Source organism: Kineosporia corallincola, from assembly GCF_018499875.1.
In the GTDB taxonomy this organism is placed as follows: Bacteria; Actinomycetota; Actinomycetes; order Actinomycetales; family Kineosporiaceae; genus Kineosporia; species Kineosporia corallincola.
The window spans coordinates 472024-498211 of the sequence record NZ_JAHBAY010000002.1; the positions used below are offsets into that span (position 1 = coordinate 472024).

At 71.6% G+C, this 26188-nt stretch carries 21 protein-coding genes; 5 read left to right on the plus strand and 16 right to left on the minus strand.

Going from position 1 to position 26188, the window contains the following annotated elements:
* Positions 1-6: 6 nt before the first annotated feature.
* The 3 genes from KIH74_RS06370 to KIH74_RS06380 all read right to left on the minus strand — a co-directional run bounded on the left by KIH74_RS06370 (position 7) and on the right by KIH74_RS06380 (position 4868).
* Positions 7-2067, minus strand: coding sequence for a DUF2264 domain-containing protein (locus tag KIH74_RS06370; RefSeq protein WP_214154836.1), 2061 nt, complete (start codon positions 2065-2067; stop codon positions 7-9).
* A gap of 81 nt (positions 2068-2148) precedes the next feature.
* Positions 2149-3717 carry a putative bifunctional diguanylate cyclase/phosphodiesterase gene (locus tag KIH74_RS06375; protein ID WP_214154837.1) on the minus strand — a complete coding sequence of 523 codons (1569 nt, stop codon included), beginning with the start codon at positions 3715-3717 and terminating at the stop codon, positions 2149-2151.
* Positions 3714-4868, minus strand: coding sequence for an FIST signal transduction protein (locus KIH74_RS06380; RefSeq protein WP_214154838.1), 1155 nt, complete (start codon positions 4866-4868; stop codon positions 3714-3716). The genes KIH74_RS06375 and KIH74_RS06380 overlap by 4 nt, the downstream gene beginning before the upstream one ends.
* Positions 4869-4992: 124 nt before the next feature.
* Here KIH74_RS06380 and KIH74_RS06385 point away from each other — a divergent pair, with 124 nt between their 5' ends.
* Both KIH74_RS06385 and KIH74_RS06390 read left to right on the plus strand, forming a co-directional pair.
* Complete coding sequence (locus KIH74_RS06385) at positions 4993-5637, plus strand: DUF6198 family protein (RefSeq protein WP_214154839.1); 645 nt, start codon at positions 4993-4995, stop codon at positions 5635-5637.
* Between the two features lie 76 nt (positions 5638-5713).
* Positions 5714-6754, plus strand: coding sequence for a Gfo/Idh/MocA family protein (locus KIH74_RS06390; RefSeq protein ID WP_214154840.1), 1041 nt, complete (start codon positions 5714-5716; stop codon positions 6752-6754).
* 12 nt (positions 6755-6766) lie between these two features.
* On the opposite strand, the gene KIH74_RS06395 is transcribed toward KIH74_RS06390, so the two are convergent.
* The gene (locus KIH74_RS06395; RefSeq protein WP_214154841.1) at positions 6767-8104 is read right to left on the minus strand and encodes an MFS transporter; all 1338 of its coding nucleotides are present in this window, start codon (positions 8102-8104) and stop codon (positions 6767-6769) included.
* Between the two features lie 56 nt (positions 8105-8160).
* Here KIH74_RS06395 and KIH74_RS06400 point away from each other — a divergent pair, with 56 nt between their 5' ends.
* Complete coding sequence (locus KIH74_RS06400; protein WP_214154842.1) at positions 8161-9132, plus strand: ArsR/SmtB family transcription factor; 972 nt, start codon at positions 8161-8163, stop codon at positions 9130-9132.
* Here KIH74_RS06400 and KIH74_RS06405 read toward each other — a convergent pair.
* Genes KIH74_RS06405 through KIH74_RS06415 form a run of 3 tightly spaced genes read right to left on the minus strand, consistent with a single transcriptional unit; the run spans position 9129 to position 11531 of the window.
* Positions 9129-10028, minus strand: coding sequence for a TolB family protein (locus KIH74_RS06405; protein WP_214154843.1), 900 nt, complete (start codon positions 10026-10028; stop codon positions 9129-9131). The genes KIH74_RS06400 and KIH74_RS06405 overlap by 4 nt on opposite strands.
* Complete coding sequence (locus tag KIH74_RS06410) at positions 10025-10492, minus strand: heme-degrading domain-containing protein (RefSeq protein WP_214154844.1); 468 nt, start codon at positions 10490-10492, stop codon at positions 10025-10027. Before KIH74_RS06410 ends, KIH74_RS06405 begins: the two co-directional genes overlap by 4 nt.
* The gene (locus KIH74_RS06415) at positions 10485-11531 is read right to left on the minus strand and encodes a Gfo/Idh/MocA family protein (protein WP_214154845.1); all 1047 of its coding nucleotides are present in this window, start codon (positions 11529-11531) and stop codon (positions 10485-10487) included. The genes KIH74_RS06410 and KIH74_RS06415 overlap by 8 nt, the downstream gene beginning before the upstream one ends.
* Positions 11532-11791: 260 nt before the next feature.
* Here KIH74_RS06415 and KIH74_RS06420 point away from each other — a divergent pair, with 260 nt between their 5' ends.
* The gene (locus KIH74_RS06420) at positions 11792-12232 is read left to right on the plus strand and encodes an NUDIX domain-containing protein (protein ID WP_214154846.1); all 441 of its coding nucleotides are present in this window, start codon (positions 11792-11794) and stop codon (positions 12230-12232) included.
* On the opposite strand, the gene KIH74_RS06425 is transcribed toward KIH74_RS06420, so the two are convergent.
* Entirely contained in the window at positions 12147-14048 is a 1902-nt protein-coding gene (locus KIH74_RS06425; RefSeq protein ID WP_214154847.1) for a hypothetical protein, read from the minus strand. The two genes, KIH74_RS06420 and KIH74_RS06425, sit on opposite strands and share 86 nt — an antisense overlap.
* A 201-nt stretch (positions 14049-14249) precedes the next feature.
* Here KIH74_RS06425 and KIH74_RS06430 point away from each other — a divergent pair, with 201 nt between their 5' ends.
* A complete protein-coding gene (locus tag KIH74_RS06430; RefSeq protein ID WP_214154848.1) occupies positions 14250-15026 on the plus strand; it encodes a helix-turn-helix domain-containing protein in 777 nt (258 codons plus the stop codon).
* Positions 15027-15052: 26 nt separating this feature from the next.
* Here KIH74_RS06430 and KIH74_RS06435 read toward each other — a convergent pair whose 3' ends face one another.
* The 8 genes from KIH74_RS06435 to KIH74_RS06470 form a co-directional block, all read right to left on the minus strand.
* Entirely contained in the window at positions 15053-16102 is a 1050-nt protein-coding gene (locus KIH74_RS06435; RefSeq protein WP_214154849.1) for a LacI family DNA-binding transcriptional regulator, read from the minus strand.
* Positions 16103-16181: 79 nt separating this feature from the next.
* Positions 16182-17570, minus strand: coding sequence for a GH1 family beta-glucosidase (locus tag KIH74_RS06440; protein ID WP_214154850.1), 1389 nt, complete (start codon positions 17568-17570; stop codon positions 16182-16184).
* A 99-nt stretch (positions 17571-17669) separates the two neighbouring features.
* Complete coding sequence (locus KIH74_RS06445; RefSeq protein ID WP_214154851.1) at positions 17670-20234, minus strand: glycoside hydrolase family 2 protein; 2565 nt, start codon at positions 20232-20234, stop codon at positions 17670-17672.
* A complete protein-coding gene (locus KIH74_RS06450) occupies positions 20231-22255 on the minus strand; it encodes a beta-galactosidase (RefSeq protein WP_214154852.1) in 2025 nt (674 codons plus the stop codon). The genes KIH74_RS06445 and KIH74_RS06450 overlap by 4 nt, the downstream gene beginning before the upstream one ends.
* Positions 22252-23163 carry an ABC transporter ATP-binding protein gene (locus tag KIH74_RS06455; protein ID WP_214154853.1) on the minus strand — a complete coding sequence of 304 codons (912 nt, stop codon included), beginning with the start codon at positions 23161-23163 and terminating at the stop codon, positions 22252-22254. The genes KIH74_RS06450 and KIH74_RS06455 overlap by 4 nt, the downstream gene beginning before the upstream one ends.
* Positions 23160-24065: an ABC transporter ATP-binding protein gene (locus KIH74_RS06460; protein WP_214154854.1), complete on the minus strand. Its 906-nt coding sequence runs from the start codon at positions 24063-24065 to the stop codon at positions 23160-23162. The genes KIH74_RS06455 and KIH74_RS06460 overlap by 4 nt, the downstream gene beginning before the upstream one ends.
* Positions 24062-25180: an ABC transporter permease gene (locus KIH74_RS06465; protein ID WP_214154855.1), complete on the minus strand. Its 1119-nt coding sequence runs from the start codon at positions 25178-25180 to the stop codon at positions 24062-24064. Before KIH74_RS06465 ends, KIH74_RS06460 begins: the two co-directional genes overlap by 4 nt.
* Before the next feature lie 13 nt (positions 25181-25193).
* Positions 25194-26183 carry an ABC transporter permease gene (locus KIH74_RS06470; protein WP_214154856.1) on the minus strand — a complete coding sequence of 330 codons (990 nt, stop codon included), beginning with the start codon at positions 26181-26183 and terminating at the stop codon, positions 25194-25196.
* Between the last annotated feature and the right edge of the window lie 5 nt (positions 26184-26188).

The following is a 26188-nucleotide window of genomic DNA, read 5'->3' on the forward strand; positions in this document are numbered from 1 at the left end:
GGTGGTTCAGGCGGTCCGGCGGTGGGCGAGAGTGCCGTCGGGGGTGCGGCGCTCGTAGGTCACGCCCTCGCGCAGGCTCACGGCGGTGGTGGTGCCGTCGGCCCAGCGCAGGGTGACGGTGGTGCCGTCGCAGGACAGCAGCCGTACCGGGGGCGGCGCGGCGGTGGTGCGCCCGAGCGTCATCACGCTGACGAAGTAGGCGCTGCCCTCCTGCGGGGTCTCACCGGTCAGGCAGGGGACGGCGGGGCGGGGGCCCAGCGCGTCGTCGTCCACCATTTCACGCACGTGGGCGCCGGTGAACCCGAGCAGGCCGGTGGCGGTGGCGGCCAGGCCGTCGTCGCGGGTGACCCGGGTGTGGACGCCCGGGGCACCGACGGTCTCGTCGGTCCCGGTCGCGTCGGTGGTCGCGTCGGTGGTCGCGTCGGTGGGGTGCGGGGCGGACAGGGCGCTGCCGCCGTCGCGCACCCGGTGCCCGGGTGGGGCGGTGACCAGGTGCACGCGGGCCTCCGCGCCCTGGCCCACCACCGAGGCGGTGACGATCCGGACCGGGCCGGTGGGCAGCGTGTACTCCTGGGCGGAGGCGGCGAACCGGTCGGACACGGCCAGTGGCAGCACCTTTCGCCGTTCGGTGCTCACGCCGTCGGGGGTGGTGACGGTGATCCGGGCGTCGGCCGGGTCGTCGGTGCCCAGCTGGGGTGCGGTGTGGGTGCTGTACGACAGGCCGACGTAGAACGGGTCGGGCGGGCTCTGCGACGGGGTCTTGTGGGCGCGGTCGCTGCCGTGGTTGATCAGACGCACGACGCCGTCGGCCCGGGTGCCGTGCAGCAGCCAGCCCGGACCGGGCAGGGGCACGACGGTGTCGCCGGTCTCGACCGGGGCCGGGACCTCGGTGGCGGTCCACACCGGATGACCGGCCGGCAGCAGCAGCCCGAGGAATGCCTTCGACGCCCAGTACGGCGAGGCCGGGCCGGAGTACGACTGGATCATCGGCGGGTAGGGGGCGTGCCAGCCCAGGGTGAGGCGGCCGTGCTCGTCGGGAACGCCGTGCCCGGTGAAGTGCCGCATGACGCCGGAGGCCAGGCGCCGGGTGAGTCCGGGTTCGAGGCCCGGTTCAAGGCCCGGTTCAAGGCCCGGTTCAAGGCCCGGTTCGAGGCCCGGTTCAAGGCCCGGTTCGAGGCCCGGCGCGAGACCCGGTTCAAGACCGGGTGCGGGCAGCCCGGCCAGCGGGCCGAGCCACAGCGGGGCGGCGGTGGCGAAACGGTAGGTCAGTGAACGGCCCTGGAGCACCGGCCCGCCGTCGGCGGCGAAGAAGTGCTGGTAGTCCTGGAGGAATGCGGCCAGGCGCCGGGCGTACACCGCGGCGCGTGGGGCGTCGCCGCTGATCCGGGCCCACAGGATCGGGTACAGGTGCAGGGCCCAGCCACAGTAGTAGTCGAAGTTACGGCCCGGGCCGTCGGCGTACCAGCCGTGACCGGCGTACCAGGTGTCGATCCGGTCCAGCCCGGCCTCGATCTCGGCCGGGTCGTGCGGGGCGCCGGCCGAGGCGAGGAACTGCCCCACGACGACCTTGAACAGCACCCAGTTGCTGTCCGGGGTGCGCCGGCCGACGGCCCCGGACAGCCAGGTCAGCACGCGCCGGCGTTGCCCGTCGGTGAGCCGGTCGAACAGCCAGGGCCGGGTCTCGTGCAGGGCGATCGCGATGCTGGCGGCCTCGACCAGCGGCTGGGACATGTCGGTGATCACCGGCCAGGCGTGCGGGTGTTCCGGGTCGGTGCCGTTGATCAGGCCCTCGGCGTAGCGCTCCAGCAGGCCGCCCGGGTCGGCTCCCCCGGCGCCGGCCACCCGGAAGGCCGCCAGCAGGAAGGTGCGGGCGTAGCCCTCCAGGCCGTCACTGTCGCGCCCGGCGCGGCTCGGCGGGCCGGGCAGGTGGTAGCGGGTGCGGTCCTGCGCGGCGGCGGGGGCCACGGAGTGCAGCAGGTGATCGGCCAGGGTTTCCCAGTGGTCCCTGGTCCAGCCGGTGATCGGGGAGAGCTCACGGTCGGCCGGTGGCAGGCTCAATCGAGGCATGCAGAAAACGTATTCCATCCACTCAACTGAGTCGATGGGTGTTGTGACGGTTATTTGCTGAAACCGTTTAAACTCGGTCGCTCAGCCCGTGGCGATCTCCGCATTCTGCTCCGGGGTCTGCTCAGAGGTCTGCTCCGAGGCGAACAGCGGGTCCAGGGCCTCAGGCCCGGCGGCCGGCCCGAACAGCCCGCCCTGCGCGACGTCACAGCCCAGCGCCCGCAGAATCTCCGCCTGGGCGCGGCGTTCCACGCCCAGGGCCACCACCCGATGCCCGAGCGCGTGGCCCAGACTGACGGCGGCCCCGGCGATGGCGGCGCTCTCCTCGTGCTGGTCCACGGCGGCCGTCATGCTCTGGTCCAGCTTGAGCACCTGCACCGGCACGGTGCGCAGCCGGGCCAGGGCGGACTGGCCGGAGCCGAAGTCGTCCATCGCCAGGCGCACCCCCAGTTCCCGCACCCCGGCGAAGTTCGCCAGCACCGCGGGAGCGTCGGACAGGTACGCCCGCTCGGTCAGTTCCAGCACCAGCTGCCCGGCCAGCAGCCCGGTCCCGGCCAGGGTGTCGCGCACCAGTGTGACCAGGTCGATCGAGTCCAGGGTCTGCACCGACATGTTCACCGTGACGATGCCGTGCCCCGGGCTCCAGCGGGCGGCCCGGCGGCAGGCCTCGCGCAGCACCCACACGTCCAGGTCGGCGATCATCCGGTACTCCTCGGCGATCGGCACGAAGTCGGCCGGGGTCAGCAGCGGGGAGCCCGGGGGCTGCCAGCTGACCAGTGCCTCGGCGCCGATGATCCGCTGCTGCGCCAGGCTGGTCAGCGGCTGGTAGCGCAGGGTCAGCTGCCCGGCCGAGATCGCGGTGCGCAGCTGCGAGACGATCCGCAGCTTGCGGTCCACGTCCAGCTGCATGGTGGTGTCGAACACGCTGAGCCGCGCCCGGCCGCTGCGTTTGGACGCGTACATGGCCAGGTCGGCGCGCTGGAGGAGGATGTCGGTGCTGACCGCCGGCACGGTGTCCTCCACCCGGCTCAGCGCCAGGCCGATGCTGGCGCTGACCACCACCTCACGGTTCTTGATGGTCAGCGGCACGCCGAGCTCCACGGCGATCTGCTCGGCCAGCGCGCGGGCCTTCTCGGCGGTGGCGAACGAGCCGGCCACGATGAACTCGTCACCACCCAGCCGGGCCACCACGTCCTCGGCGCGGCAGACCGAGCGCAGCCGGGAGGCGGTGCGCACCAGCAGCTCGTCACCCGCCTCGTGCCCGAGGCTGTCGTTCACCAGCTTGAACCCGTCCAGGTCGATGAACAGCACCGCGACCGCCGGGCCGTCCGGGCGCTGCGAGGCGACCAGCTGCTCCAGGCGTTCCACCAGGGCCCGCCGGTTGGGCAACCCGGTCAGCTCGTCCATCAGGGCCTTGCGGCTGAGACTCTCGTGCAGGCCCCGCATCTCGGTGGAGGAGACCTCCAGCGAGCGCTCCATCAGGTAGCGGTCGTTGTCGGCCTGGTCGTAGGTGGCGGAGACCTGTTCCAGCAGCCGGTTCCAGGCCTCCGGCGCCGGAGGCCGCTGCGGGTCCAGTTCCAGGCGGCGCAGCTGGCGCACCAGGAGGCGGTGCAGGGCCACGCTCGCGCTGGAGGTCATCCGGTGCGGCGTCATGGGGTGAGTTCCTGGATGGTGGTGATGGTCAGGGTCTGGTTGAGCAGGCCGGAGGCCTTGTCCCCGATCGGTGAGATCTCGCCGTAGGAGTAGAACCCGGCCACCAGCGCGTCGCCGGGCAGGCGGGACAGCACGGTCTCCAGTTCGTCCTCGGTGCGCTGCTTGAGCACGGCGCGCCGGCCGATGCAGCTGACGATCAGGGCCAGCACCGGCAGCCCGGGAATCAGCTCGGCCGCCTTCACCGCGTCACCGGCGCCCTCGACCAGTTCGTCCATGTTGGCGCGCATCAGCCGGGCCACGGCGTCCTGCGGCACGTCGCCGGTGAAGATCAGGCTCTGCTCGGTCTCGTCGAAGGCCTGCACGGTGCGCACCACGGCCTTCTGCGCGCCGTCGGGGGTGCGCACCGACAGCGGGAAACGCAGCGTGGCCTCGGGGGTTTCGCCCATCAGCGCGCCCAGGTAGGTGCGGTAGAGCTCCAGGGCGGGCTGGCCGTCCAGCTCGTACAGCACGTTGCCCTCGGAGCGGGTGACCTTGCGCTCGGGGCCGAGGATGCTCCAGCCGCCGCCGGCGCCGTGGCCGATGCGCACGTTCGGTCCGCTGAGGCCGAGCACCGACACGACGCCGTTGCGGGGGCGCCCGTCGGCCAGCACCCAGGTGCGGTCGAAGCGGTTGCCGTCGCCGGCCAGGCCGCCGGTGATCACGCCGCGGCCCCGGCAGCCCTCGCTCAGCCCCTGGGCGAGTTCGGCGCCGTTGGCGGTCAGGCCGTCGGACAGCACGAACAGGCCCTTGAGCGCGGGGTCGTGGTCGGTGAGTTCCTCGGCCAGGTCGCGGCCGATCCGGCGGGAGTCGCGGCTCTCGCTCATGTCGCGGTGGACCAGGGTCAGGCGCGTGGTGTCGAAGGCGGCGACCGCCACGGTCACGGTGCCGTCCTCGACCGTCTCGCCGAAGATCTCCCCGGCGGTCGAGCAGCCCATCACCACGGACGACGAGTAGGTGTCGGCCACCTCCGCGACCGGTCCGGTGTCGGTCGTCCCCGGTGCGACGGCGGCTTCCATCACCGCCCCCGAGGCGAAGATCATCACCAGGGTCGACGGGCCGTCCCAGGCCGGTAGCGGCGTGGAGTACCCGACACCGGCGGTCCATTGACCCACCCAGGCCCTCACCTTGTCCCCCTTCGACTCGACGGACGTCCCTGCGGCATCGGCAGGTCGGGGGGCCGGGTTGACCGTTGGTATGCTCCCCGGGCCCGTGCCACCCGCAAGAGCTATGAGAAGCGTGAACGAGACCAGCAGCACCAGCAGTCCCCGGTTCGGCCCGGGCCGGATCGTCCACCTGGTGCTCTCGTGCGCCGTGCTCGGCGCCGGGGTGGCCCTGTTCCTGCTCGCCTCGCTGGGGTCGGACGGCTACTCCACCCTGATCAGCGGGATCACCCTGACCACCGGCCTGCCGTTCTCGGTGGTGAACATCGGCGTCGGGGTGTTCTTCGTGATCATGGCCTGGCTGCGCGGCACCCGTCCCGGCCTGGGCACGGTCACCCAGCCGGTGGTGGTCGGCGTCACCGTGTCGCTGTTGCTGGGGGCGTTCGAGGCGCCGGACAGCCTGCCGGTGCGGATCGCGATGCTGGTGGTGGCGGTGCCGGTGCTGGCCGTCGGGGTGGCCGGTTATCTGGGCAGCGGCACCGGCGCCGGGCCGGCCGAGGCCGCCGCGCTGGCCTGGGACCCGCCGCTGCCGTTCCGCTGGAGTTACAGCGTGCTCCAGGGCGGGGGTGCCCTGGTCGGCTGGCTGCTGGGCGGGGCCGTCGGGCCGGGCACGATCCTGGTGATCGTGCTGCTGGGCCCGGCCATCGACCTGGCCACCCGGCGGGTGCCGGGCATCGTCCACTCCCCCGAGGCCGCGGGCGCCGTCGGCGAGTCCCGATAGGGGACGGCGAAACACCCGTCGCGGCGCCGCGAGTACGGTGGTCAGGCCCGAAAGGTTCCACCGGAAAGGTCAGTCCATGACGATCCGTACCGCCGTCATCGGTTTCGGCACCGCCGGCCGGGTGTTCCACGCTCCGCTGGTCGAGGCCGAGTCCCGGTTCACGCTCGCGGCCGTGGTCACCTCCTCCCCCGAGCGTGCGGCCGCCGTGCGCGAGCGCCATCCGGGCGCGGCCGTGCTGCCGGGTGTGGACGAGCTGATCGAGCGGGCGGGCGAATTCGACCTGGTCGTGGTCGGCAGCCCGAACGAGACCCACGCCCCGCTGGCGCTGCGGGCGATCGGGGCCGGGCTGAACGTCGTCATCGACAAGCCGGTGGCCGTCACCGCGCGGGAGGGCCGGCAGGTGGCCGAGGCGGCCCGGGCGGCCGGCGTCGTCCTCAGTGTTTTCCAGAACCGGCGCTGGGACGGCGATTTCCTCACCCTGCGAGCCCTGCTGGAGCGCGGCGAGCTGGGCACCGTGCACCAGTTCGAATCGGCCTTCGAGTGGTGGAAGCCGCGGGTCGGGCAGCGCCGCAAGGACCTGGCGCCGCAGGACGCCGGGGGCGGCATCCTCTACGACCTGGGCCCGCACCTGATCGACCAGGCGGTGCAGCTGTTCGGTCCGGTGCGCGAGGTCCACGCCGAGCTGGACACCCGCCGGCCCGGTTCGCCCAGCGATGACGACTCGTTCGTCAGCCTGCTGCACGCCGGCGGGGTGCGCAGCCGGCTGTGGATGAGCGCCGTCGCCCCGTCCGCCCGGCCGCGGTTCCGGGTGACCGGCTCGGAGGGCGTCTTCGTGTCGCAGGGCCTGGACCCGCAGGAGCAGCATTCCAAGGCGGGCCTGCGTCCCCTCGACCAGGGCTACGGCGTGCACGAGGACGGTCGCACCGCGACGGTTCTCACCCCGGACGGCGGCAGCCGCCCGGTGCCGCTGGAGCCCGGCGAGCACCTGCGGTTCTACCGGCTGCTGGGTGACGCGCTGACCGGCGGCGCCCCGGTTCCCGTCGACCCGGACGACCCGATCGCCGTGCTGGAGCTGATCGAGCGGGCGGTGGCCCGGGGGAACCGGGCCGTCTCCTGACCGGGCGAAGCCTCAACCGGTGACGCCTGAGCCGGTGACGCCTGGGCCGGTGACGCCGGCCGGAACCGGTTGCGGTGCGGTCCGGCTCAGGGCCCGGGTGCCCGCCCCGGCCGACACGAACACGCCGCCGAGCAGCAGCCAGCCGGGCAGCCCGTGGGCGATGGCGCTGGAGGTGATGGCCACCGGCGCCAGCGCCCCGCCCACGGCCGCGCCGGTCTGGCTCAGACCCTGGTAGGCGCCGGGGCGGGCCGGGTCGGCGAGCTCGAAGGACAGCTCCCAGTTGCCGGCCTCGGACAGCACCTCGGCCAGGGACTGCACCGCCACCGTGACGATCAGGACGCTCGTGGCGAGCACGGCGCCTCCGGTGCCGGCGACCGGGTAGAGCACGCAGGTCAGGGCGAGCAGCCCGGTCGCGGCGAACACCGTGCGCCCGGCCGCGCGCGCATCGGTGACCAGGCGGGTGGCCGGGATCTGGAGCGCCGTCACCACGACGGTGTTGAGCACCATCAGCACCCCGATCAGGGCCTCGGGAGCCTCGGTTCGCGTGGCCACCCACAGCGGCATGCCCAGGGTCAGCAGATCGAACTGGACATGCAGGACGCCGTTGAGGGCGGCGAGGGCCAGGTAACGGCGGTCGTGCAGCGGTGAGGTGCCGGCCGTGGCCGGCACCGGGACCGGGCCGGCCGCCGCGGGCAAGGCGGTGGCCGTGGCGGCCCCGGTCGCCGCGGTCGCACCGGTCAGCTCGGGAATTTCGGCGGTCCCGGGTCCGCTGGGCTTCAGCGGTTTGAGCGGCAGCAGCGGCAGGACCGAGCCGGCCAGCAGGAGCGCGGCCGTGAGCAGGGCGATCCGGTAGGCGAGAGGGGTGCCGACAACGAGGGTGATCGCGGCCAGCCCGGACCCGGCGGCGACGAAGATGTTGGTGACCACCCGGATCCGGGCGCGGGCCAGGGTGCGGGCCGTGCCGGGGAAGGCCTGCGCGATGAGGGCGGCCTTGGCGGTGCCCTGCACCCCCGCGGCCCCCAGCAGCACGCAGGCCAGCAGCACGAAGGTCACGACGTCCCCGTCGAGCAGGCAGTACCCGATCAGCGCGAGTGCCTGCGTCAGGGCCGCCCCGATCATCGCCGGCCGGGCGCCGTACCGGTCACTGAGCTGCCCGGCGACGAAAGTCGCGACGACGGCCAGGATTCCGGCGAGGGTCAGGCCGACCCCGACGGTGCGGGTGGCGATCCCGGCCACCCGGGTCAGGTACAGGGCGGTGAGGCTGAAGGTCAGGCCGAGCGAGGTGGCGCCCGTGGCGGTGAAGAGCATGAGCGCGCGCAGGACCGGGTCGTGCCGGTCGGTGGGGGACATGGGTCCCAGTGCAGACCGATCCCGCGCCGGCCGCGATCCCTGTAGCGTTGTGCTTCATGGTGGTGCGCTACGAACTGACCGGAACCGCCCTGGCCGACGTGCGCTTCGCCGTCTCACCGCTCAACGAGCTGGTGCTGTCGCTGCGCAGCCGGCGGGATCCGGGCCGCTACCCCCTGCACCTGCCGTGGGTCCGCCGCACCCGCGCGGCCTTCGAGCAGCTCGACACCGAAGTGCTGGAGGCACTGGTCTCGCCCCGCAATTGGGTGCCCGATTTCCTCACCCCGCAGCCTCTTTCGCCCCTGACCCGGTTCGACGAGGAACTGGCGCGGCTGTCGGCCACCCCGGCCGCGACGGTCCGTCAGGACCTGCTCGCCACCTACGGCACCACCGACCGGATCCCCGGGGTGCTGCGCGGGCGCGAGGCGGTGCGCCGGATCGCCGGTGCCCTGGACGACTACTGGCGGCGGTGTTTCGCACCGGACTGGCCGAGGGTGCGGGCGGTGCTGGAGGCCGACGTCACCTACCGGGGCCGTCAGATGGCCCAGCACGGTCTGGCGGCGATGTTCGCCGGCCTGACCGACCGGGTGCGCCTGGACGGCGGGGTCCTGGAGGTACGCACCGGCTCCGGCTCCCGCTGGAGCGGGCGGGCGGAGCAGGCCATGACCCTGGTCCCGACCCTGTGGACCAGCGCGGTCTGCGTGCCCGTCTCCCCCGACGGGCTGTCCACCGTCCTCTACCTGGCCCGCGGCAGCGCCACGGTCTGGGAGAGCGCCCCGCCCCCGGCCGACGGGGCCCTGGCCGGCGTGCTCGGGGCGCACCGGGCGGCGCTCTTGCAGCGGCTGGAGGCACCGGCGTCCTCCACCGAGCTGGCCCACGGCATGGGGGTCACCCCGACCGCGGTCAACCAGCACCTGCGGGCACTGCGGGCGGCCGGGCTGCTGGTCGCGGTCCGGGACGGCCGCTCGGTGCTCTACCGTCGCTCGGACCTGGCCGAGGCGCTGCTGTCCTCGGCCGTCTCTCCGCTCTAGGAAAGGTTTTTCACCGGGTAGTCGACGAACGCGAACGCGGAGCCGTCGGGCGCCCAGCTGGGCACGTTGATCGTTCCCTGACCGCCCTCCAGGGCGACCAGCGTGACCGGCTCGCCCCAGGCGTCCGTGCGCACCAGACGCAGCTCGACCGGGAGGTCGGCGGGGTGGCCGGTGGTACCGGGCGGGTAGCTGAGATACACCGCGACGTCGCCGGTGGGCGCCACGTGCGGGAACCAGTTGACCCGCTCGTCGAACGTCAGCTGTTCCAGGGCGGTTCCGTCGGGACGCACCCGGGCCAGCTGCGCGTGCCCGGCGGTGGTGGAGAACTGCTCGGTGTTGAACACGATCCACGCGCCGTCGGGCGTCCACTCGCACCCGTCGGCCGGGCCCGGATGGGTGGTGAGGGCGTGGTCGTCGCGCCCGTCCACACCGATGGTGTGGACGGTGGCCGAGGCCCACCAGTCGTCGCCGCTCGGATCGAGACGCACGTACCCGAGCCGCTTTCCGTCCGGGCTGACGCCGTGCAGGAAGTGCATGCCGCCGTCGTCCGGGGTGACCCTCCGGGCGTCCCCACCGGTCAGCGGCACCTGCCAGATGTGCCAGTCGTTGGCGGAGGCGAACACACTGAGGCCGTCGGGGGCCAGCACGTGGTCGTTGTTGACGTCCGGCAGACCCTCGGCCCGGATCTGCCGCGGCGGCGCGGAGCCGTCGGCCGGCAGCAGCCACAGCAGGCCGTCGCCGTTGATCAGCAACTGCCCGTCGGTGGTCCAGTTCGGGGCCTCGTAGAGCCGCTCGACCGACTCGAAGACGGTCGTCACGGAACCGGTTTCGCGGTTCCACACCCGGACCCGGGCGCTCTGCCCGGGCAGCAGCCGCCGCTGCGGGACCTCGCTCACCGGGCGCCCTGCCCGGCCAGGTAGGCGCGCAGGCCAGCGACGATCAGGTCGTGGTCGTCCTGCGACGACAGACCGGAGGCGGTGGCGGCCGCGACCACCCCGGCACCGCGCACCCGGATCGGGAAAGAGCCTCCGGTGACGGCGTACTCGGATCCCAGCCAGCCGATCGCCGCCGCGTCCACCCCCGCAGCCGACAGCCGGGCGTCCACCAGTGCGCTGCTGGCCTCCATGCGCAGTACCACGGCCGACTTGCGGGCGATCCAGACCTCCTGGTCGGGGGTGATACCCGGCAGCGCGGAGCGGAACAGGATCAGGCCCGGACGGCGGATGTCGATGCCGACGGCGTGCCCGGCCTCCTGGGCGATCCCGGTGATCACCGAGCCCAGCCGCCAGGCGTCGGCGTGGTCGAAGGAGTCGAGAACCAGCTCGTCCTCCTGCTTCTGGAGTTCCTGGACGTCAGCCACGGGCGTTCTCCTTGCTCAGCTGGGCGCGGGCCTCGTCGATGGTGGCGAGGATCGCGACGGTCTCGTCCATCGTGTGCACGGGTGACTCGGTCCGCCCCTCACCGACGAACCCGGCGAAAGCGGTTGCCTCCCAGGACAGCCCGTCGAACAGCTGAAGGCCGGTCGGGTCGCTCCACTCCAGGCTCGGGTCGAAGTGCCCGGCGCCGGTCAGGGTGAAGGTGGTCGGGGTGTAGAAGCCGCTGCCCACCACGATGGACGCCTCGGAACCGGCGATCACGGCGGTCATCGGGGTGCGGGCCAGAATCGACGAGAACAGCGTGGACTGGCCCTGGTTCGCGTGGGTCAGCGTGAGCGTCGAGTAGGCGTCCACCCCGGTGTCCGTCATCCCGCCCACCGCGTGCACGGTGTCCGGGGCCCCGAACACCATGGACGAGAACTGCACCGGGTAGATGCCCAGGTCCAGCAGCGCCCCACCGCCCATCTCCGGACGGTACAGCCGGTGCTGCGGGTCGACGGCGATGGACTGGCCGTGGTCGGCGAGCACCGTGCGCACCTCACCCAGCACGCCGTCGGCCAGGAGCCGGCGGATCACCGAGGTCTGCGGCAGGTAGCGGCTCCACATCGCCTCCATCACCAGCACCCCGGCGGCGCGCGCCGCGTCGGCCAGCTCACGGGCCTGCGCGGCGGTCACGGTGATCGGCTTCTCGACCAGCACGTGCTTGCCCGCTGCGATCGCGGCCAGGCCGATGGCCAGGTGCTCGCTCTGCGGGGTGGCCACGTAGACCACGTCGACGTCCGGGTGCGTCACCAGCTGCTCGGTGGAGCCCAGCGCCAGCCCGATGCCGTGCTCGGCCGCGAAGGCACCGGCCCGCCCGGCGTCCCGCGACGAGACCGCCACCACCTGCTGCGCGGTGTGGGCCCGCACGGCCTTGACGAACTCCCCCGCGATCCAGCCGGGGCCCACCACGCCCCAGCGCAGCGACGGCTCGCCCGTTCCGGGGCGGTACAGGTCGGGTTCGGGCAGATGCTCGGGCAGCATGCACGTCTCCAGTCGGCGTCGGGCGCTGGTTAGCACGTTCTAAGCAGCGACGAAACCGAGGTTAGCACGAGCTAATTGCAGGACAGATGGACCATCATGGACGGATGCCCCGCGTAGCCCCCTTGCTTCTCGGGGCTTCCTGCGTAGGAGCGCCAGGCTTGTCCGCCGCTCGGCGTGAATGATCCCCCTTTCGCTGGTGTGCAGGTCCGGTTCTCTTCATGGCCCGCGCGACGCTCGGTCATTCCCTAAGCTAAAGCCCCGTGGACATTCGAGTTACGGGAATTCTGACTGACGATCAAGGTCGGTTGTTGCTGCTCGACCAGGACACCGACAGCGGCCGGTCCTGGTCCCTCCCGGGCGGTAAGGTCGAACTGGGTGAGACCCTCGCTGGCGCTCTCGTACGCGAGATGCGTGAAGAGACTGGGCTCGTCGTTGAGCCGGACCGATTGCTGTACGTCTGCGACTACCTGCCGGGTGGCGACAAGCACGTCGTTCACATGACGTTCGAGACTCAACGGACCGGGGGTGATGTCGGCGACGTGACCGTTGGCGCCGACACCAGCCCGATCCGTGGTGTCCAGTTCGTTCCTGTGGCCGATCTGGCCTCTTACGGGTTCAGCGAGCGGTTCCGGGAACTGGCCGAGGCCGGCTGGCCGCAGGCTGGTTCATACATGGGCCCGAAGTCCGCGATCGGCCTCTGACGTTCTCACCAGGTGTTCCGGTCATTGTTGCCAGGGCGGTCACGATTGGCTGATCGAGGTGCAGCAGAGTTCGGCTTCGGTCGGTCAGGGCAGTGAGCCATTCCTGCATGACCTCGATCATCCGGGGCCCCGGCACGGGTGCGTGGTCAGTGCCGTGAGAGCGGACGAGGCGGATGCCGATTCCTCGGGAGCTGCCGGTGATGTGCCTGTGCCGGGCCCGATGGATTTCGGCTGGGCTGCTCGGGGTGTTCCAGGCCGCGCCGTGGAACCACCTTGATGCGGGGCCACCGTGCAGGTCAGTTGGCGAAGGGCCGTCGGAACACCAGACCTGGACGTTCCCGACCAGGTGATGCAGGTAGTTGTCGGGGAGGCCGGGCTCGACGACTGAGACGGCGTCTCCGTGCCGGTAGTCCGTGTTGGTCGCCTCGGCGCCTGCGGTCTGTTGCCGTAGTTCGGCCAAGGTGGGCAACCGGGCGCCGTGCTGGGCCGCTAGGAGTTGGGCTCCGATCCAGGTGATCCAGTAGGCCGGGTGATCTTCGTATCCTGGGACAACTTCCCAGCGGTTGGTGACGGAATGTTGGTGCAGTCGCCCGCCTCGCGACTGCGGCATCGGGCACACCAGCAGGTGTGCGCCGCCGTGGTCGTTGTGAATCCCGGATTCGGCCAGAAGGTTGAGGGTCTCGGCGACTTCGCTGTTCGTGACGAGCAGGGACCGCCAGAACATCGATCCTGTACGCACGTATTTCGGCACAGGTGACCGAGCCGGACCACGGGCGGGCCGCGCCAAAGGTTCGGCTGTTCGCCTGCTGCGAGGTGCGGTCAAGGTGTACAGGTGGTCACCAGCCAGCCAGTCGCATGCCGTCGCTGCGATCGGCGCTTCGACCATGTCTTTGGCCAGGGACAGGCAGTGGGCGGTGGTCGCTCGCACACGTTCGGCCTGGTCACTGTCCAGTTGGGCCTGGAGTTCGGTCTTGGTGTGGGTCGTATCGAAGTCGTTGGCGGACTCGCGCTGACCGAAATCGGCGCCGGGGCGCGGGCTGTGCGCTACCGGCAGGCTGGCCAGGGCAAACCCGAGGTCCGGTAGCGTCGCAGCGAGGTCCTGCATCACCCGTGGCCGGTGGATGATCGACAGCTCGTAGGGAACCTGAGTCACTGTTCGCCCGGCCGTCACCATCGCTGTGAGCATCGTGTTCAGCGCGTGCATCCGAACCAGTGCGGTGAGGTCGTCCGGGTTGTCGTCCGGAATCATTGCCGCGAAACCCTGCCATCGGGGCCTCTGCGTTGCCAGCCGTAGCAGGGCGTATCGGCCTCGGTAGTCCCACCGCTGGAACAGGCGACCGCGCTCAAAGGACGAGGCGACACCGAGCGGGCTGCGGGTCAGAACCGCGACCGGCGAGTCCGGTAGGAGCGCGAGAAGTGCAGGCAGGGCAAACCAGAGGTTTGTTTCCTTCCATCCTTGTCGTTCCGGCGAAAGCTTGCTCAGGACAGTATGAATGAGCCAATGGCGTGCGTACGGCGAGAGCACCCCATCCGGGACTTCGGGGTTCATTGTCGAGAACGGATGTCGGCGGCCGAGCTGCTGACGCAGCGGTTCGTTGGCTTGCAGCATCACCGGGCGCAAGCTGTCCGAGAACCAGTTGGACCCCACGCGTTCGCTGGTGCCGAGCATGAGCAAGGGTGAGTAGAGATAGACGCCGTTGCGGCTCGCGGTGGTGCGCATGTGCGCCTGTCGCGTCGTGATCTCGGCGATAACGTCGTCGAGCTGTGCGGAGTGCAGTCGTTCTTCACCTGGCAAGGAGCTGAGGGCCTGCGGCATTCAATATCCCCGTTTCGTAGATGTTTTGGAAAGCCACTACGGGCTCTTGGGTGAGGATCGGCATCCACATCCCCTTCGAAGCCGATCATCCTGAATGGCCCAGAGTGACGCAGCGAGGGAGGCCGCTGCGGCGGCAATCGCCGCGTTAAAAGGACGTCATTCCGACGTCATTTCTGGTCCGGCTGGCTTACCGTGGAGGGCATGACGCTGACCGATGCGCGCTCTGGCCCTAACGATCGCCTACGTTCTGCCCGCCTGGCCTTGCGGCTCTCCCAGGAGGAGTTCGCCAACAAGGTCCAGGAGGCGGGGCAGATCAACGGCGAGCCCAACGAGTGCACGAAGCGCCTGGTTCAGCGCTGGGAGTCCGGCCAGACGACTTGGCCTCGGGGGCCGTACGCTCGCGCGTTGGAGACTGCGACGGGACGACCGATCGAGCGCTTAGGTTTCGTCCCACCGGAGACCCGGGTACGTGCGGACGGGCGTGGCGGACACGATGTGGAAAGGGACCCGGCCCCCGGTACAGACGCCAGCATCGTGCCCGCCCCCGGCAGCGGCGGGTTCGGCGGCATCTGGCTGAGCACCTACCAGTTCTTCAGCTCGTCGCGAGAAGGCACCTTCACGGGGGCGCACTTCGTCCTGCTTCTGCAACGCGGCAGCACCCTTACGGTTCGATCCCTGCCCGGAGCAGCGCTCTCGGAAGGATCCGTGCTGACCATGGATCTCACGATTGACCGAAACGTGCTCACCGGTACCTGGGTCGAGGAAACCTCACCTTCTGGGCACTATCGAGGTGCCCGCTATCACGGCGCCATCCAACTGCTTTCGGAGCCAACTGGACTCCGCCTCTCCGGGAAATGGCTCGGGTTCGGCAAGGCCATGGACATCAATTCCGGCCCCTGGGAACTGGCCTTCCAGACCGCTACGACCAACAAGGCCGCTGTTGACCGCTACAGCTGCATTCCCAGCCTTGACGCCTGATCGCCGCATCCAAGATGGTGCCACCCTCACCCCCGCACCATCCCGGTCGACTTCCGCACCACCAGCTCGGCCGGCGTCTGCGTCACCCGTCCCGGGGAAGGCGCCTCGTCCCCCGGCGGATCCAGCCGGTCCAGCAAGGCGGTCAGGGCCGCCTCCACCGTCGCCTCCACGTCCTGCCGTACCGAGGTGAGCCGGTGGTACGACAACGACGCCACATAGCTGTCGTCGAACCCGACCACCGAGATCTCGTCCGGCACCCCCAGCCCGGCCCGCGAGAACACGGCCAGCAGCCCGGCCGCGACCTGGTCACCCGCACACACCACCGCCGTGGGACGCCGCTTGCGCGCCAGAATCTTTCGGGCCGCCGCGGCGCCGTCCTCCTCGGAGAACCCGCTCGGGATCACCTTGGCCCGTGCCGACAGGCCGGCCTCGGCCATCACCTCGCGATACGCCTGCGCCCGATCGGCACCCACCGTGCCGCCCAGCCCGCCGACGTACTCGATGTCGCGGTGCCCCAGCTCCACCAGGTGCCGCACCGCCAGGCGCAGGCCCCCGGCCTCGTCCACGTGCACGTTGTCCACGTCGGTGCGCCCGGCCCGCTCCCCCAGCCACACCACCGGCAGCAGCTCGCAGGCCGCGGCCAGCGCCGCCGAGTCCGGGTCGGGGTTGAAGGCGGCCAGTGCCTCCACCCTCTCCTCCATCAGCGCGGCCACCACGGCGTCGGTGGGTCGCTCGATCGTCACCGGGCCCAGCACCACGCCGTAGCCGCGCTCGGCCGCCCGCACGAACAGCCGCTCCACGAAACGCACCTGGAAGGGATTGCGCATGCCGAAGACCACACCGATCAGATGGGTGCGGTTCTGCCGCAGCAGGCGGGCCGAGGAGTGCGGCCGGTAGCCGAGCTCGGCGGCCGCCGCCAGCACCCGCTCCCGCGACTGCGGGCTCGGGCCCGGCACACCGCGCAGCACCAGCGACACCAGCTGGCGGGACACCCCGACGTGATCGGCGATGTCCCGCATCGTCGGCATCCGGGCGGCGCTCCTGCCCCCGGGCTGCCCGCTCGCGCCGGTCGTCATGCGTCCCAGTTTCGCACGTGCGAAACGCGGCGGGTGACGCGCCGGGGCGGACTGCCGTCCCGGCGCGTCACCCGGTGGATCAGGCCGTGGTCTCGTCCACGCCGGGCAGCACGCCGCTGCCGGCCAGCCGGCTGTACCAGTGCCCGGAGTCCTTCACCGTGCGGGTGAGCGTGTCGTAGTCGACATGCACGATCCCGAAACGCTTTCCGTACCCGTACGACCACTCGAAATTGTCGAACAGCGACCAGGCGAAGTAACCACGCACGTTGGCCCCGGCGTCCATGGCCCGCCCCACCGCCTCCACGTGGGAGTGCAGGTAGGCCGTGCGCCGCTCGTCGTGCACCCGGCCGTCGGGCGCCACCTCGTCGTCGAAGGCCGCGCCGTTCTCGGTGACGTACAACGGCAGACCCGGCCAGCGCCGGTGCATCTCGAGCAGCAGGTCGGTCAGGCCCTGCGGCTCCACCAGCCAGCCCATCTCGGTGTACTCGCCCTCCGGCCGCACCCGCGCCACCCCGTCCACCAGGGTCGGCTGGAACGGGTCACGGTCCGGGTCCTCACCCGCCCGCACGGTGCCGGTCGAGTAGTAGTTCAGGCCCAGGGCGTCCATCCGGGTGTGGATGACGTCCAGGTCGCCGTCCCGCACGAACGACCAGTCGGTGAATCGCTCGGTCGCCTCGAAAAGCCCCTCCGGGTAGGCACCGTCGAGCTGCGGGGCGAGCAGGATCTCGTTGTTCACCAGGTCCAGGCGGGTCTTCACCGCGACGTCCTCGGGAGCGTCCGTGGCCGCCTTGTTCACCTGGATGTTGTGCGAGATCGCCACCTGCGCGCCGTCTCCCAGCGCCGAGCGGATCGCCCGGGCACCCAGGCCGTGGGCCAGGTTCAGGGTGTGCACCGAGGCCAGGGCCTGCGCCGGGTCCTGGATGCCGGGGGCGTGCTCACCGGACAGGTAGCCCAGGTAGGCGGCGCACCACGACTCGTTCAGGGTGATCCACAGCTTCACCCGGTCGCCCAGCGCGTCGGCCACGATGCCCGCGTAGTCGGCGAAACGGTAGGCGGTGTCCCGGTTCGGCCAGCCCCCGGCGTCCTGCAACGGCTGCGGCAGGTCCCAGTGGTACAAGGTCAGCGCCGGGGCGATCCCGGCGTCCAGCAGCTGGTCGGTCAGCCGCTGGTAGAAGTCCAGGCCGGCCTGCACGGCCGGGCCCGAGCCGGTGGGCTGGATGCGCGGCCAGGCCACGGAGAACCGGTAGGCGTTCAGGCCCAGGTCGGCCATCAGCTTCACGTCGTCGCCCACCCGGTGGTAGTGGTCGATGGCGACGTCACCGTTCTCGCCGTTCAGCACCGCCCCGGGTTCGCGCGAGAAGGTGTCCCAGATGGACGGCCCCCGGCCGTCGGCGTCGACCGCCCCCTCGATCTGGTAGGACGACGTGGCGGCTCCCCACAGGAAGCCGTCCGGGAATCGGCGGGTCATGATCTCTCCTCAATCGCGCTGTCGGTCGCGATGTCTCGTGGCGCTGTGGTCACAATCAGGGACGCCCGAAGCCGGTTTCGCGGGCACGTCACCACCGGGTCACCAGGGGGTGGACGCCGTCACCGGCTCCGCGTCGCCGGTCACCGCCTCACCGACCGGGCCGGCCGGATCGCGCAGGGTCACCGCCCGCAGGTCGTTCGCCGTGCGCAGCACCGGGCGGCCGGTCAGCGAGGCCGGGTCCAGCTCTGCCGCCGTCGTCACCAGGAAGCTCGCCCGCGCGCCGGCGGGCAGGCTGACCACCGCGTCGTCCACCCGCGCGTCGCCGGCCAGCCGGTCGGGCAGCACGGTGACGTCGAGCGCGAGTTCCCTTGCCAGCACGTCGATCCGGTACCCGCCGTCGACCTTCTCGGCGGTGACCTCCAGCGGGTCGGGGTGCAGGTTCAGGTCCACGTCCTGGTCGAAGGTGTGCACCACCCGCTCGCCGTCGAACTCGGCCACCACCACCTCGCCGGCGCGGTCGCCCGGGCTGGACAGGTCCGCCGGCAGGGGCAGCACCTCCACCGACCGCGGCGCCACCGACACGTCGGAGCGCTCCCGCACCGACCAGTCACCGGCGAAGGTCTCCAGGCGGGTGTCGCTCTCGCCCTCCCACGGCTCGTCGGTGTCGTTGACCACGACCAGGCTCAGGTCACCGTCTTCGTCCATGATGAACACCGCGCGCGGCGCCGACGCCTCCCGTACCGCGAAATACACCGGCTTGGGCCGTTCCTCGGAGTCGACCAGCGCCCACGACACCACCGGCCAGCAGTCGTTGACCTGCCAGACGATCCACCCGGCGGTGCGCGGCCACCACGACCGGTAGTGCCGCACCGCGTGCCGCACCGCCCGGGCCTGGTTCAGCTGCGCGGCCCAGTGCCAGTCCTCGAAGTCCGCCGGCACGCCGGTGTGCGGCGCCATGCCCCGGTCGAGCTTGCCGGTGCCGTCGTCGGCCTTCTGGTGCACCAGGAACACCGGGTCCGCGCACGGGTCGGCCACCCCGGTCAGCGGGCCGCCGTCCTCGGCGTGCACGTGATCGGTCAGGGTGCGCCAGGCCGGCGGGCCCTGGAACCCGAACTCCGAGCAGAACCGTGGGATCTCGCTGCTGTAGGCGCTCCAGTCGATCCGGTTCCACACGTCCCACTGGTGATGGGTGCCGTGGTCGGGGTCGTTCGGGTGCGCCTGCCCCGGCGTGCGCCGGGGCGTGGACGGGCTGTTCGGGCTGTAGGGACGCGTCGGGTCGAGTTCGGCCAGCACGTCGGCGAAAAGCTTCTCGGCGTAGTCCTTCCCCCAGGTCGCGTCGCCCAGCAGCTGTTTCCAGCCCCAGTCCTCGTGACCCCACAGGTTCTCGTTGCCGCCGTTCCACAGCACCAGCGACGGGTGGGGCATCAGCCGCACCACGTTCTCGCGCGCCTCAGCCTCGATCTCGGAGCGCAGCGGTTCCTCCTCCGGGTAGGCCGCGCAGGCGAGCAGGAAGTCCTGCCACACCAGAACGCCGTGCTCGTCGCACAATTCGTAGAAGTCGTCGGACTCGTAGACGCCGCCGCCCCAGACCCGCAGCAGGTTGAGGTTCGCGCCCAGGGCCTGGCCGATCCGCCGGGCCACCCGTTCCCGGGTGATCCGGGTGACGAAGTGGTCGTCGGGGATCCAGTTGGCCCCGCGCACCGCGATCGGTCTGCCATTGACGAGAATCGTGAACCGGGTGCCGTTCTCGTCGTCACCGGTGTCGATCTCGACGGTGCGGAAACCGATGCGCCGGCTCCAGCGGTCCAGGGGCTCCTCGTCGTCCCCCAAGTGGACCGTGAGCTCGGCCAGCGGCTGCTCACCGTGGCCGGTGGGCCACCACAGCGGCGCCCCCGGCACCCGCAGCGTGAGCACCGCGCCGTCCTCGCCGGCCGGCACCGTCGTGGCCACCGACACGCCCAGCACCTGCGCCCGCACCCGCACGGCGGCGGCCGGTTCCAGCCCGGAGCGCTCCAGGTCGACGTGCACCTCCACGGTGCCCGCACCGTCGGCGGCCACGCCGGTCAGCGGGCGCACCCGGGCCAGCCGCGCGGTGGACCAGCGCTCCACCCGCACCGGCTTCCACAGCCCCGCGGTGCGCAGGTCGGGGCCCCAGTCCCAGCCGAACGAGCAGGCCATCTTGCGGACGAAGTTGAACGGCCGCGGCGCGTACGCCCCCGGCCGGTCGCCGAGCCGCCCGCGCAGCGCCTCGGCGTGCGCGGTGGCCGAGGCGATGTCGACGGTGAGTGTCTGCTCCGAGCCTGTTATCAGCTGAGTGACGTCGAACCGGTAGCCCCGGTGCATGTTCTCGGTACGGCCCAGCACGGCGTCGCCCAGCCGCACGGTGGAGACCGTGTCGATGCCGTCGAACACCAGGTCCACCCGCTCACCCTCGGCGGGCGCGGGCATCTCCAGCATGGTGGTGTAGCGCCAGTCGCTGTGGTGGAACCACTCCAGGCCACTCTCGTTCGCGTCGTCGTAGGGCTCGGCGATCGCGCCGACGGCGAGCAGATCGGTGTGCACGCAGCCGGGCACCGCCGCGGGCACCGGCCCGCGGGCCGCCTCCGGCACCGGCCCGGCCGTCGCGGCCACGGTCCATCCGCTGCTCAGGTTCTGGTGTTTCACACTGCCCTCCGGGGTGTTTCGACTGACGACTCGCGCACGACCCGCACTCCCCCGGCCGGCACGACCGTGACCGGGCCGGCCTTCTCGTCGGTGAGCAGGTCGATGCCCTCGGCCACGACCTCGACCGGTTCGTCGCGGTGGTTGATCAGGAACAGGTACGCGGCATCGTCCCCGATCCGGCGCACGGCCTCCAGGCCGGGGGGTGCCCGCACGGTGCGCGGCAGGCCGGCCTCGGCCACCAGGCGCTCGGTGATCGCCTCGATGCTGCTCGCCGGCAACGCCGCCGACACGTACCAGGCGGCGCCCTCGCCGTACGCCCGGCGGGTCACCGCCGGGCCACCGGCCAGCGAGCTGCCGGTGTACGACACCACGACGCCGGCGTCCACCGCCTGCACCCGCTCGGTCCAGTCGCGCACCACGCCGCCGTCGTCGAGCGGCACCTCCTCGCCGGCCTGGAGCGGGTAGAACTCGTCGGTGAAAACGCCCAGCACGTCGCGGAAAGCGCCGGGGAAGCCGCCGGTGCGCACCCGCCCCGCCGGGTCGCACACGCCGGACAGGTAGGTGACCAGCAGGGTGCCGCCGCGCGCGGGCACGGCCGCCAGCGCGGCGGCCACCTCGTCGTGCACCAGCATCAGGCCGGGCACCAGCACCAGGTCGTAACCGTCCAGCCCACCGTCCGTCACCCCGGTGACCGGGATCAGGTCGGTCAGCACCTGCCTGCGCCACAGCGCCCGGTGCCAGGCCCGCAGCTCGCGCCCGTACCGCAGGCCGCGGTGCGGCTTCAGGCCGTGCTGGAGGTACCAGCCGGACTCGTCGTCCACGATCATCGCCACCCGGGCCGGTTCCACCCGCGAACCGGCCACCTCCGCCAGCGATCTCAGCATCCCGCCGAGCTCGACCACCTCGCGCCACACCCGGGAGCCGGTGCCGCTGTGCGGCAGCATGGCCGAGTGGAACTGCTCGGCGCCGGTGGCGGCGGCGCGCCACTGGAAGAACATCGCGCCGTCGGAGCCGCGCGCCACGTGAGCCAGGGAGTTGCGGGCGATCTCGCCCGGGTCCTTGGCCCGGTTGCGCTGCTGCCAGCTCGGCCCACCGGTGGAATGCTCCATCAGCAGCCAGGGTTCGCGCTGCCGGGTCATGCCGCGCATCCGGTCGCCGGAGCAGGCCAGCTCGATCGCCCGGTCCGGGTCGTCGACCAGGGTGTAGTGGTCGTTGGCGACGATGTCGGTGTACGGGGCCCAGCGGGCGTAGTCGGCCACCTGGGCGCCCGGGCCGACCATCAGGTTGGTCGTCACCGGGCGGTCCGAGAAGCGTTGCAGCACCTCGCGCTCGGCCAGGTAGTGGGCGAGCAGGGCGTCGGAGGAGTACCGCTCGTAGTCGAGGAACAGGCCCGGGTTGGGGGCGCCGTGCTTGCCCCGGGGCGGCAGGATCTCGTCGTAGTGGTTGTACCGGTGGCCCCAGACGTTCGTGCCCCAGGCCTGGTTCACCGCCTCCACGCCGCCGTGCCGCTCGTGCAGCCACTGCCGGAACGCGGCCGCCGAGACGTCGCAGTAGCAGCGGGCGTTGCCGCCGCCCAGCTCGTTGCCGACGTGCCACAGCCGCAGCGCCGGATGCTCGCCGTAGCGGCGGGCCAGCTGCTCGGCGATGCGCAGCGCGTAGCGGCGGAACACCGGCGAGCTGGGGCACCAGGCGTTACGGCCGCCGGGCGGCTGCTGGTACAGGTCGCCGTCGAAGGGCAGGATCTCCGGGTGGGCGGTGTGCAGCCAGCTGGGCGGGGCGGCGGTCGGGGTGGCCAGGTCGATGCCGATGCCGTTCTCGTGCAGCAGGCCGATGATCTCGTCGAGCCAGCCGAAGTCGAACACCCCGTCGGCGGTCTCGACCGTGCCCCAGGCGAACACGCCGAGGGTGACCAGATTGACGCCGGCCTCGCGCATGAGCCGCATGTCCTCGGTCCAGGTCTCGCGCGGCCACTGCTCGGGGTTGTAGTCGCCGCCGTAGACCAGCCCGTCGGCAAGTTTCATGCGGCCGACCCCTCGGTCTGCTGCTTCGCCTGCGTGCCGGTGGGCACCCAGTCGCCGAGGTGGTGGTCGTAACCCACGGTGTCGTCGATGGATTCGCGGTCGGGGGCGGTGGAGTGCACCACCGCCCCGACCCGGTTGGGGTCGGGTGCCGACAGGGCCAGCAGCTTGGTGTAGTCGTGGTGCGGGTCGAGGATCACCGCGTCGGAGGGCCCGCGTTCCACCACCCGGCCGTGGTGCAGCACCAGGATCTCGTCGGAGAAGTGCCGGGCGGTGGCCAGGTCGTGGGTGATGTAGAGCACCGCCAGGTCGCTCTCCCGCTGGAGACGCCCGAGCAGGTTGAGAACGCCCAGCCGGATGGACACGTCGAGCATCGAGACCGGCTCGTCGGCGATCAGCACCTGGGCGCCGGGGGCCAGGGCCCGGGCGATCGCCACCCGCTGGCGCTGGCCGCCGGACAGCTCGTGCGGGCGCCGGTCGGCCATCGCCTCGGCCGGGGTGAGGTTGACGCGTTCCAGCATCGACAGCACCTCGGCCCGGGTGGACGCGGCGTCGCGGGTGCGGCGGTGCAGCCGCAGCGGGCGGGCGATGTGGTGGGCGACGGAGTGGAACGGGTTGAGCGAGGCGAACGGGTCCTGGAACACCATCTGGACGTGCCGCCGGTAGGCCTGGTTCGGCACGGGCGTCCCGTCGTCCTGAGTCACCTCGATCCGCCCGGAGGATGGACGCTCCAGCCGGGTGAGGAGTTTCGCGATGGTCGACTTGCCCGAGCCGGACTCCCCGACCAGGGCCACGGTGCGCCCGGGGGTGAGGTCGAAGCTGACCCGGTCGACCGCCCGCAGCCGGCGGCGGCGCAGCCCGTCGCGGATCGCGTAGTCCTTGGTCAGGTCGGTGACGTGCACGCTGGTCATACGGACCACTCCTCCTGCCGGCCGTCGCGGTCGTGGGCGCCCGCGCGGACGAAGTCGCTGCGTTCGCCGGTGAGGCTGGGGAACGAGCCCAGCAGCTTGCGGGTGTACGGGTGCTGAGCGGCCTCGTGCAGCTTCTGGGCGGTCTCCAGCTCGACGATCTCGCCGCGGTACATCACCGCGATCCGGTCGGCGATCTCCAGCAGCAGCGGCAGGTCGTGCGTGATGAACAGCACCGCGAAGTCGAGTTCGTCGCGCAGCCGCAGGATCTCGCGCAGGATCTCGCGCTGCACCACCACGTCCAGGGCGGTGGTCGGCTCGTCCATGATCATGATCTGCGGCTGCATCAGCATGGCCATCGCGATCATCGTGCGCTGGCGCATGCCGCCGGACAGCTCGTGCGGGTACGAGCGCAGCCGCACCGGGTCGACACCCACCCGGGTCAGCACCTCGGCCGCCCGCTCGCGGCGCCGCGCCCTGCTCATCGACGGGTCGTGGGCCCGGAGCGTGTCGTCGAGCTGGTAGCCGACGGTGCGCACCGGGTTGAGCGAGTTCATCGCGCCCTGGAACACCATCGACAGCTGCGTCCAGCGGAATTTTCGCAGCGGCTCGTCCTTCAGGGCGAGCAGGTCGACGTCGCCGCCGTCGCGGTCGTGGAACACCACCGATCCGCCGGCGATCCGGGCCGGCGGCTGGTGCAGCCGGTTGACGGCGTAGGCCAGGGTGGTCTTGCCGCAGCCGGATTCGCCCGCCAGGCCGAGGATCTCACCGCGGTGCAGCTGGAGCGAGGCGGAGCTGACGGCGGTGACCGGCTGCTCGGTCTCGTATACCACGGTCAGGTCGCGCACGGTCAGGACCGGGCGGCGGGTGAGCGGGTCGGCGTGCTCCTGCGTCGTGGTGCTCATCGTGCCTCCTTCCCCGCCCGGGCGGCCAGGCGCAGGCGCCGGCGGGCGGTGCGGGCGTTCTTCAGCTTGGGGTCGATGATTTCGTCGATCGAGAAGTTGATCAGCGACAGGCCCATCCCGAACAGGGCGATCATCAGGCCGGGTGGCACGAACCACCACCAGGCCCCCAGCGGCAGGGCGAAACCGTTCTGCGCGTAGAACAGCATGGTGCCCAGGGTGGAGGAGTTGGAGGCGCCCAGGCCGAGGAACGACAGGCCGGCCTCACCGAGGATGGCCGCGATCACCGCGTAGACGAACTGGGAGGCCAGCACCGGCAGCAGGTTCGGCAGGATCTCCACCGCGATCACCCGCCAGGGCCGTTCACCGGCCAGCTGGGCGGCGGACACGTAGTCCCGGTTGCGCACCGAGAGGGTCTGCGCGCGTAGCACCCGGGACGAGGCGGCCCAGCTGGTCAGCGCCAGCACCAGGGCGATCGTCCACAGGCCGCGGTCCTCCGGCGGCACGAAGCCGGAGATCACGATCACCAGCGGCAGGCCGGGGATGACCAGGAAGACGTTGGACAGCAACGAGAACGCCTCGTCGGCGAACCCGCCCAGGTAGGCGCCGTAGATGCCGAAGAAGGCGGACAGCACGGTGGCCATCACGCCGACCAGCAGGCCGATCTGGAGCGAGCCGCGGGTGGCGTAGGCCAGCTGCGAGAGCACGTCCTGGCCGGTCTGCGTGGTGCCCAGCAGGTTGGCGCCGGACGGCCCGGCCAGGCCGATGTCGTTGATCGCGTCCGGGTCGCCGACCAGGTAGGGGCCGATCGCGCCGAACAGGGCGATGGCGACGACGAGGGTGAGACCCGTGGCCAGCCAGGGGGTCATGGTCGGCAGCAGGGAGCGCCAGCCGCGCCGGCGGGGCTGGGCAGGTGGGACGCTCGCCGGGGTGGGCGGCGGTGCGGCGAGCGGCCCGCCCGGGCCGGCGGCGGACGCCGGTGCGGGCGGGGTCTCCTGGGTGACCAGCCGGGCGTCGACGGTGGACGCACCGGTCGGGGTCGCTGGAGTGTCCCGGGTGCCGGAGGTGCCGGGGACGGGCGTCCCGGAGGCGGGCGTCTCGGAGTGCGAGGTGCTCATCGGCGTTCTCCTCTCAGGCCTTCGCCCGGGTGCGCGGGTCGATGAGGCCGTAGAGCAGGTCGACGACCAGGTTCGCTCCGAGCACGGCCAGGGTGATGTAGAGGAAGATGCCCTGCATCAGGGCGTAGTCGTTGTTCTGCACGGCCGACAGCAGTTTCGAGCCGATGCCCGGGTAGGAGAACACCTGCTCGGTGACGACCGAGCCGGACACCACGAAGCCGAGGGAGATGGCGAACCCGGCGATCGAGGGCAGCACCGCGTTGCGGGCGGCGTAGTTGCGCAGGATCTTGTTCTCCGGAAGGCCTTTCGCCCGGGCGGTGAGCACGTAGTCCTCGGACAGGGTGGAGACCATCATGTTGCGCATGCCCAGCAGCCAGCCGCCGAGCGAGGCCAGCACGATGGTGAGGGCCGGCACGAAGCCGTAGCGGATCGTCGACTCGATGAACGGGCCGTTGAAGCCGGGGCTGAGCACCACGTCGTAGCCGCCCTGCGAGGGGAACCAGCCGAGCACCCGGGCCAGCAGGTAGACCAGCACCAGGGCGAGCCAGAAGTACGGCACCGCGGCGAGAATCGTGGTGGCGGGAACGGCCGAGTCCAGCCAGGTGCCGGGCCGCCAGCCGACGACGGCCCCGAGCAGCACGCCCAGGCAGGCGGCGATCACGGTGGCGATGCCGACCAGGGCGATGGTCCAGGGCATCGAGGTGGAGATGACGTCGGTGACCTTGGTCGGGAAGTAGGTCACCGAGGTGCCGAGGTCGCCGTGCACGAGATTGACCAGGTAGGTCCAGTACTGGGTGAGCAGCGGGTCCTTGCTGTCCCCGCCGAGCAGGGCGGCGTAGGCCTCGCGGGAGGCCGGGGTGACGGTGCCGCCACGGGCCTGGAGCTTGGCCAGCAGGATGTCGACCGGGTTGCCGGGCAGCAACCGCGGGATGGCGAAGTTGAGGGTGACGGCCGCCCAGACGGCGACCGCGTAGAAGAGGAGTTTGCGCAGGACGTAGTTCACGCCAC

Coding starts and splice junctions, on each gene's coding strand:
- KIH74_RS06415 (WP_214154845.1), bottom strand. CDS start 11,531: ATGCTGCCCGAGCATCTGCCCGAACCCGACCTGTACCGCCCCGGAACG.
- KIH74_RS06455 (WP_214154853.1), bottom strand. CDS start 23,163: ATGACCAGCGTGCACGTCACCGACCTGACCAAGGACTACGCGATCCGC.
- KIH74_RS06430 (WP_214154848.1), top strand. CDS start 14,250: ATGACGCTGACCGATGCGCGCTCTGGCCCTAACGATCGCCTACGTTCT.
- KIH74_RS06465 (WP_214154855.1), bottom strand. CDS start 25,180: ATGAGCACCTCGCACTCCGAGACGCCCGCCTCCGGGACGCCCGTCCCC.
- KIH74_RS06370 (WP_214154836.1), bottom strand. CDS start 2,067: ATGCCTCGATTGAGCCTGCCACCGGCCGACCGTGAGCTCTCCCCGATC.
- KIH74_RS06375 (WP_214154837.1), bottom strand. CDS start 3,717: ATGACGCCGCACCGGATGACCTCCAGCGCGAGCGTGGCCCTGCACCGC.
- KIH74_RS06460 (WP_214154854.1), bottom strand. CDS start 24,065: ATGAGCACCACGACGCAGGAGCACGCCGACCCGCTCACCCGCCGCCCG.
- KIH74_RS06390 (WP_214154840.1), top strand. CDS start 5,714: ATGACGATCCGTACCGCCGTCATCGGTTTCGGCACCGCCGGCCGGGTG.
- KIH74_RS06400 (WP_214154842.1), top strand. CDS start 8,161: ATGGTGGTGCGCTACGAACTGACCGGAACCGCCCTGGCCGACGTGCGC.
- KIH74_RS06395 (WP_214154841.1), bottom strand. CDS start 8,104: ATGTCCCCCACCGACCGGCACGACCCGGTCCTGCGCGCGCTCATGCTC.
- KIH74_RS06435 (WP_214154849.1), bottom strand. CDS start 16,102: ATGACGACCGGCGCGAGCGGGCAGCCCGGGGGCAGGAGCGCCGCCCGG.
- KIH74_RS06450 (WP_214154852.1), bottom strand. CDS start 22,255: ATGAAACTTGCCGACGGGCTGGTCTACGGCGGCGACTACAACCCCGAG.
- KIH74_RS06440 (WP_214154850.1), bottom strand. CDS start 17,570: ATGACCCGCCGATTCCCGGACGGCTTCCTGTGGGGAGCCGCCACGTCG.
- KIH74_RS06425 (WP_214154847.1), bottom strand. CDS start 14,048: ATGCCGCAGGCCCTCAGCTCCTTGCCAGGTGAAGAACGACTGCACTCC.